This is a genomic window from Cellulomonas algicola (assembly GCF_003851725.1).
GTDB classification, from domain to species: Bacteria; Actinomycetota; Actinomycetes; order Actinomycetales; family Cellulomonadaceae; genus Cellulomonas; species Cellulomonas algicola.
In genome coordinates, this window is record NZ_BHYL01000081.1 from 1 (window position 1) to 6,235 (window position 6,235).

Genomic DNA, 6,235 nt, shown 5'->3' on the forward strand with positions numbered 1-6,235 from the left:
GGGGGCTTCGTCGCGCGTGCCTCAGTAGTGCATCACGTCGTGCTGGGGGAAGTACGGGTCGCCGGCGCAGTAGGCCACAGGGCCGAAGTAGCCCCGGAAGAAGTTGATGTGGTCACGCGTCTCGTTGCCGTACAGGCCGTCGACCTGGATGCCGAGCTGCGCCTGGACGTTCTTCAGGGCGGCCATCGTCTTGTCGCCGTAGTAGCCGTCGGCGCTGATGTTCTGGCCGTAGCAGATGACGAGCGACCGCTGCAGCAGCAGGACACCCGGGCTGTACCCCATGTTCTTGTACATCCGGCAGTCGGTCATGTGCCCGCCCTCGGGGATGTAGGGGTTGTTCCTCGAGGGCACGCGGTGGTTGTCGAACCCCGCGAGGCCGAACGTCGAGTTGCACGGGTCGTTGGACGTGGCGGAGCTGGGAGCCGCGGGGCCGACGACGGCGACCACGGCGAGGGCCGCGACGACGAGCAGGGAGCGCGCGCGAGACAGCTTCGGCATGCGGGAGAACTCCTTCAGGGTCGGGAGTCGGCGGGCGGCGCGTGCCGGGTCGCCGGACGTCAGTTCTGGCCGTCGTTGATGTCGTTGTACGGGTAGTACGGCTGCTTGGCGCAGTTCGCGACCGGTCCGAAGTAGCCCATGAAGAACCGCAGGCTGTCGCGCGACTGGTTGCCGTACATGCCGTCGGCCGAGATGCCGAGGCTCGCCTGCACGGTGCGCAGCCCGGCGGCGGTCGCCGGGCCGAACGAGCTGTCGATCGCGACCGACGTCTGGCCGTAGCAGATGCGCAGCGACTGCTGCAGCGCCTTGACGCCCTGTCCCGTGATGTTGGCGCCCGCCTTCATGTAGCAGTCGGTGTAGTGGCCGCCGATCGGCACGTAGGGGCCGCCGTTGGCCGGCACCTTGACCTCCGTGCTCGACAGCGTCCCCCAGGCGGTGGTGCAGATCCGACCGCTGGTCGCGGTGGCGGAGCCCGCCGGCACGACGATCGCGGCGACGACGAGCGCGAGGGCTGCGGCGAAGGAGCCGATGCGGGTGGTGTGCGGCATGCGGAGCGTCTCCGATCTGTGGCTCCGGCGGGCGCCGTCGGCCACGTGGCAGGCCACAAACTATGACAAGCGCCCCTCGTCCGGGGCCGGTTTGGCACACCGGATCTGCGCGACGAGCGACAGTGTGGTGGTCCGCCTGCGGTTGGACGTGCCCCTGAACTGCGCCGACGGTCCGTCCGGGCGCCCCGGCGCGCGTCGGGCTGAGCTCACCGCGCAAGTCATGACACGTCCCACCCAAGGGGTGTGGACATGTCACTCGTGGGACTCCGGTCAGCGGTGAGCGAGCGTCGAGCGCGTGGGCGGGTGCGCAGGTGCGGGCACGCGCGCGGATGGGCCCTCGGTGTCGGGGAGCGCCGTACGAGCCCGGGCGGGGGAGGGGGACGGTCGTTGGCACGAGCGTCTGCCCTGCGCGGATCCGCCCACCGCAGACGTGGGGCCGGCGCCGACGGTCGCGGTGGCAGCGTCGAGCGCATCGACCCGTCACCCCGAGAGGACCTCACCGTGACCGACACCGTCCCGACCACCGCCCGCACGGCGGCCCCGCCGACCCGCCCGTTCGACGACGACCTCGCGACCCGGCTCCTGCACCAGCGCATCGTCGTGCTGGGGCAGGAGGTCGACGACGCCGTCGCCAACCGGGTCTGCGCGCAGCTCCTCCTGCTGTCCGCGGAGGACCCGCGCCGCGACATCGCGCTCTACGTCAACTCGCCCGGTGGCTCGGTCAGCGCGGCGCTCGCGATGTACGACACCATGCGGCTCATCCCGAACGACGTCGCGACCCTCGCGATGGGGCTCGCCGCGTCGGCGGCGCAGTTCCTGCTGAGCGCCGGGACGCCCGGCAAGCGGTTCGCGCTGCGGCACGCTCGCGTGCTCATGCACCAGCCGTCGGGCGGTATCGGCGGCACGGCCGTCGACATCGCGATCCAGGCGCAGAACATGGCGCACGTGAAGCGCACCATGCAGGGCCTCATCGCCGAGCACACCGGCCAGACCGTCGAGACGATCGAGCGCGACTCCGACCGGGACCGGTGGTTCACCGCGGCCGAGGCGCTCGAGTACGGGTTCGTCGACAAGGTCGTCGAGCACCTCGACGACGTGCGGCCCGACGGTGCGCTGCGGAAGGCGGGGCTCTGATGGCCGGCCAGTACACGATCCCGTACGTCGTCGAGCAGCGGCCGACGGGCGAGCGCACGTCCGACGTGTTCTCGCGGCTGCTGTCCGACCGGATCGTCTTCCTCGGCACCGAGATCGACGACGGCGTCGCGAACGTCGTCATCGCACAGCTGCTGCACCTGCAGTCGGACAGCGCCGAGCAGCCCATCCACGTCTACGTGAACTCGCCGGGCGGGTCCCTCACGGCGCTGCTGGCGGTGTACGACACCATGCAGTACGTCCGCCCGCCCGTCGCGACGTTCTGCCTCGGGCAGGCCGCGTCCGCGGCTGCCGTGCTGCTCGCCGCCGGGACGCCCGGGCAGCGGCACGTCCTCGAGCACGCGCGCGTGCTGCTGCACCAGCCGTCCGGGGGAGCCGAGGGGACCGCCGCCGACCTGGAGATCCAGGCCGCCGAGATCCAGCGGCAACGCGCGCAGGTCGAGCAGATCCTGTCGCGGCATACGGGTCAGCCCGTCGAGCGGCTGCGCCGGGACACCGACCGCGACCTCATCCTCACCGCCGAGCAGGCCGTCGCGTACGGGCTCGCGGACCGGGTCGTCACGACCCTCAAGGAGGTGCCCGCTGCACTGCCCGCGGCGTGACCGCGCGTGCGGTCGGGACCGTCAGGGGACCCGGCCGCACGCCCGGCTGCCGTCGCGGGCACGCAGGCGAGCGCGATCTGGCGCGGTCGGCGCACGACACCCACCCTCGGCGCGCGGCCCGGTGTGCGGCGGGTGATCGGAGGCGACGGAGCCGGTTGGTGCCGGGCCCGTCGCGGGCTCAGGCCGCCAGGAGGACGGCGTCGGTCGTCGTGGTGCCGCGTCCCGGGCCTGAGGTGCGGGCGTGCAGGTCCACGACGACGGGCCGCGTCGCGTCCGCGGGCTCCGGGTAGCGCGAGGATCGCCGGGGGTCGGCCAGGTCGACGACGACGCGGCACTCCGCGCGCGCGAGCTCCGCGTGCGCCGCGCCGACGAGGTCGACGAGCCGCATCCCCAGGGCTCGGCACACCGCGACCAGCACCTCGGACGACGCCTCCTTGCGACCCCGCTCGATCTCCGACAGGTAGGCGACCGAGACGCGGGCGTCGACGGCCACGTCGCGCAGCGTGCGGCCCTGGTCCTCGCGGCGCTCGCGGAGGATCGCGCCGACGAGCCGCCGGAGCAGGGGCTCGACGCGGTGCTCGACGACGTGGCCGGTCGGCCCGGCGCCGCTCCCGGCCGGGTGCGCGACCCGGTGCGGTCGGGCCGTCAGCTCGTGCGTCATGGGGGCTCCCGTCGTCGTCGCGCCTGTCCGCCACGCTAGACCCGGGTCGCCGGCGCGCGGGTGGGTGTCGTGTCTGCCCTCAGCGGACAGGCGCGAGCGGGTCCGAGGGGGAGGTCCGTGGAGACCGTCGGATCAGGGACTCAGACGGCGACCGTCGCCCGCCGGCCGAGCGCCGCGAGGGCGCGCGTCTGCCGGTCCGCGTCGGGCGCGACCTCGAGGGCCGGCCCGCAGACGCCGCTCGCGTAGATCATGTCGCCCATCGCCGCGACCATGCCCTCGATCACGTCGAGGTCGGCGTCGTCGAACGCGTAGGCGCGGCCGTCGGCGGCGGTGACGTCCCAGCGGTGGGCGATCATGTCGAACCCGTAGAACATGTCCAGCGTCGCGCCGACCGTCGTCGTGGACCCGAGGCTGTCGTACTCGCGCTCGACGAAGCCCGGTCGGGCGAGGACGTCGCGCACCTCAGCGGCGTGGGTGCGCCACGCGGCGGCCGGGTGGGCCAGGTCGGGGCGCGGTCCGAGGTCGGCGCCGTGCGTCGTGAGGAAGTCGCGCTGGGTGTCGACGAGGTGGGCGACGACGTCGCGTCCCGTCCACCCCGCGCAGGCGGAGGGGGCGTCCCAGGACGACGGGGCGATCGCGTCGAGGGTCGCCTGCATGCCGTCGGCGTGGCGGGCGTAGGTCTGCAGGGTGGCGTTGTCGGTCATGACTGCGACGCTAGGCGGCGAGGGGAGGGGTGGCTTGATGAAACCCGACAGCGGGACGGGCGGTGCAGCGGGGCCTGCGGCTCGTGCGGTCGGGGGCGCGGCCGTCGACGAGGTCGAGCGCGCGCACCTCGTCGACCCGGCGGACCGGTCGTTCCGCATCGGACGGTGGGCGCCCGAGCCCGACCTCGCGGACCTGGTGCGGCGGTACTGGGTGCCGACGTGGCACGTGCCCGGGGGTGGGTCGGCCGTGCAGCAGGTGCTGCAGTACCCCGTCTGCCTGATCGTGGTCGCGGACGAGTACGCGCGGTTCTACGGGGTGGCGCCCGGGCTCTCGACGACGACGCTGACCGGCAGCGGCTGGGCGGTCGGCGTGCTGCTCCAGCCATCGGCGGGCGCGCTGCTGACGGGCGGGACGGTCGCGGCGTGGAGGGGCCGGCACGGTGACCTCGGGCCGGCGTTGGCGGCGACGGCCGCCCCGGTCGACACGGACGCGCTGGTCGCGGCGGTGCGCGCGGAGATGGTGCCCGACCCGACGGACGAGTCGCGGCAGCGTGCCGCGACGGACCGGGTCGGGGACTTCCTGCGGCGGTGGCTCCCCGTGGACGAGGAAGGTCGGGAGGTCAACGCGATCGTCGACGCCGTCGAGCACGACCCCGAGCTGCTGCGCGTCGCCCAGCTGTGCGACCGGTTCGGCAGGACGGAGCGGTCGTTGCAGCGTCTGACGCGGCGGCGGCTGGGGCTCTCGCCGAAGTGGCTGGTGCAGCGGCGTCGGCTGCACGAGGCGGCGGGCCTGCTGCGCGCGGGCGGCACGACGGTCGCCGACGTCTCCGCGCGGCTCGGGTACGCCGACGAGCCGCACCTGTCGCGCGACTTCCGCCGCGTCACGGGCATGACGCCGGGCGCGTTCGCCTCCCGGTACGCGGCGGAGTCGGCAGGCGCCTGACGCGCGGCGCGTCTTGGGGCTAGGCGCCCGTCACCATCCACGCGGTGCCGCGGGCGCGCCAGCCGGTGGTCAGGGCCCTGGCCAGCATGAAGACGCCCGCGAACGCCGCCCAGAGCCAGGCGAGACCGGCGACGCCGTCGGGCGCCCACGCGCGCACGGCCAGCGCGACCGGCACGTAGGCGACGAGCGTGAGGACGCCCGCCCAGGCGAGGAACCGCCCGTCGCCCGCGCCGATGAGGACGCCGTCGAGCACGAAGACCCACCCGGCCATCGGCATCGTGACGGCCGCGACGACGAGGGCCACGACGGCGGCGCGCCGCACGTCGGGGTCCGTCGTGAACGCCCGGACGTACAGCCACGACGCGCCGCCCAGGACGAGCCCGAGGACCGCCCCCGCGCCGACGCCCCACTGGAGCGTGCGGCGCAGGAGCGCGCGGGTGCGGGGGACGTCGGCGGCGCCGAGCGCGTGCCCGACGAGGGCCTGCGCGGCGATCGCGAGGGCGTCGAGGGTGAACGCGGCCAGCCCCCAGACGGCGTTGACGACCTGATGGGCGGCGAGGGCGGTCGCTCCGAGCGCGGTCGCGACCCAGACGGTCAGCAGGATCGCGGCGCGCAGCGTGAGCGTCCGGACCAGCAGCGGCGCTCCGGCGCGGGCGTTCGCCCACAGGCCGGCCGCGTGCGGGGTCAGCCGGGTGCCGGCGGCGCGGGCACCGCGGACGACGACGCCCCCGAGGACGGCGCCCATGGCGAGCTGCGTGAGCGCGGTGCCGAACCCGGAGCCCGCGATGCCGAGGTGTGCGCCGTAGACGAGGAGCACGTTGAGGACGGCGTTCACGACGGCGCCGGCCGTGGCGACGACCAGCGGCGTGCGCGTGTCCTGGAGGCCGCGGAGCGCGCCCGTCGAGGCGAGGACCAGGAGCATCCCGGGCAGACCGGGAGCCGACGAGCGCAGGTAGACGACGGCCTGGTGCGCGGTCTCACCGGTCGCACCGAGCGCGCCGATCAGCCAGGGGGCCGCGAGCCACGTGAGGGCGCCGAGCGCGATGCCCAGGCCGAGCGCGAGCCACATGCCGTCGACGCCGACCTGCAGCGCACCGCCGCGGTCGCCCGCACCGAGCCGTCGCGCG

Annotated in this window: 8 protein-coding genes; 3 read left to right on the forward strand and 5 right to left on the reverse strand. The window is 74.6% G+C overall.

What is annotated here, in order from left to right; genetic code table 11:
- Nucleotides 1-21 precede the first annotated feature (21 nt).
- Both CTKZ_RS06100 and CTKZ_RS06105 read right to left on the reverse strand, forming a co-directional pair.
- The gene (locus tag CTKZ_RS06100) at nucleotides 22-498 is read right to left on the reverse strand and encodes a peptidoglycan-binding domain-containing protein (RefSeq protein ID WP_124342114.1); all 477 of its coding nucleotides are present in this window, start codon (nucleotides 496-498) and stop codon (nucleotides 22-24) included.
- A 59-nt stretch (nucleotides 499-557) separates the two neighbouring features.
- Nucleotides 558-1,046, reverse strand: a complete 489-nt coding sequence (locus CTKZ_RS06105) for a peptidoglycan-binding domain-containing protein (protein WP_124342115.1) — start codon at nucleotides 1,044-1,046, stop codon at nucleotides 558-560.
- A gap of 501 nt (nucleotides 1,047-1,547) precedes the next feature.
- Here CTKZ_RS06105 and CTKZ_RS06110 point away from each other — a divergent pair.
- Together CTKZ_RS06110 and CTKZ_RS06115 are read left to right on the forward strand one after the other, a co-directional pair.
- A complete protein-coding gene (locus CTKZ_RS06110) occupies nucleotides 1,548-2,180 on the forward strand; it encodes a ClpP family protease (RefSeq protein WP_124342116.1) in 633 nt (210 codons plus the stop codon).
- Nucleotides 2,180-2,800: a ClpP family protease gene (locus tag CTKZ_RS06115; RefSeq protein WP_124342117.1), complete on the forward strand. Its 621-nt coding sequence runs from the start codon at nucleotides 2,180-2,182 to the stop codon at nucleotides 2,798-2,800. Before CTKZ_RS06110 ends, CTKZ_RS06115 begins: the two co-directional genes overlap by 1 nt.
- A gap of 178 nt (nucleotides 2,801-2,978) precedes the next feature.
- Here CTKZ_RS06115 and CTKZ_RS06120 read toward each other — a convergent pair whose 3' ends face one another.
- Both CTKZ_RS06120 and CTKZ_RS06125 read right to left on the reverse strand, forming a co-directional pair.
- Nucleotides 2,979-3,461, reverse strand: coding sequence for a helix-turn-helix domain-containing protein (locus CTKZ_RS06120; RefSeq protein WP_124342118.1), 483 nt, complete (start codon nucleotides 3,459-3,461; stop codon nucleotides 2,979-2,981).
- Between the two features lie 140 nt (nucleotides 3,462-3,601).
- A complete protein-coding gene (locus CTKZ_RS06125) occupies nucleotides 3,602-4,165 on the reverse strand; it encodes a maleylpyruvate isomerase N-terminal domain-containing protein (protein WP_124342119.1) in 564 nt (187 codons plus the stop codon).
- Nucleotides 4,166-4,202: 37 nt separating this feature from the next.
- On the opposite strand from CTKZ_RS06125, the gene CTKZ_RS06130 reads away from it, so the two are divergent.
- Nucleotides 4,203-5,108 carry a helix-turn-helix domain-containing protein gene (locus tag CTKZ_RS06130; protein WP_124342120.1) on the forward strand — a complete coding sequence of 302 codons (906 nt, stop codon included), beginning with the start codon at nucleotides 4,203-4,205 and terminating at the stop codon, nucleotides 5,106-5,108.
- A 19-nt stretch (nucleotides 5,109-5,127) separates the two neighbouring features.
- Here CTKZ_RS06130 and CTKZ_RS06135 read toward each other — a convergent pair.
- On the reverse strand, nucleotides 5,128-6,235 hold a 1,108-nt coding region (locus CTKZ_RS06135; protein WP_124342121.1), incomplete at its 5' end, for an MATE family efflux transporter.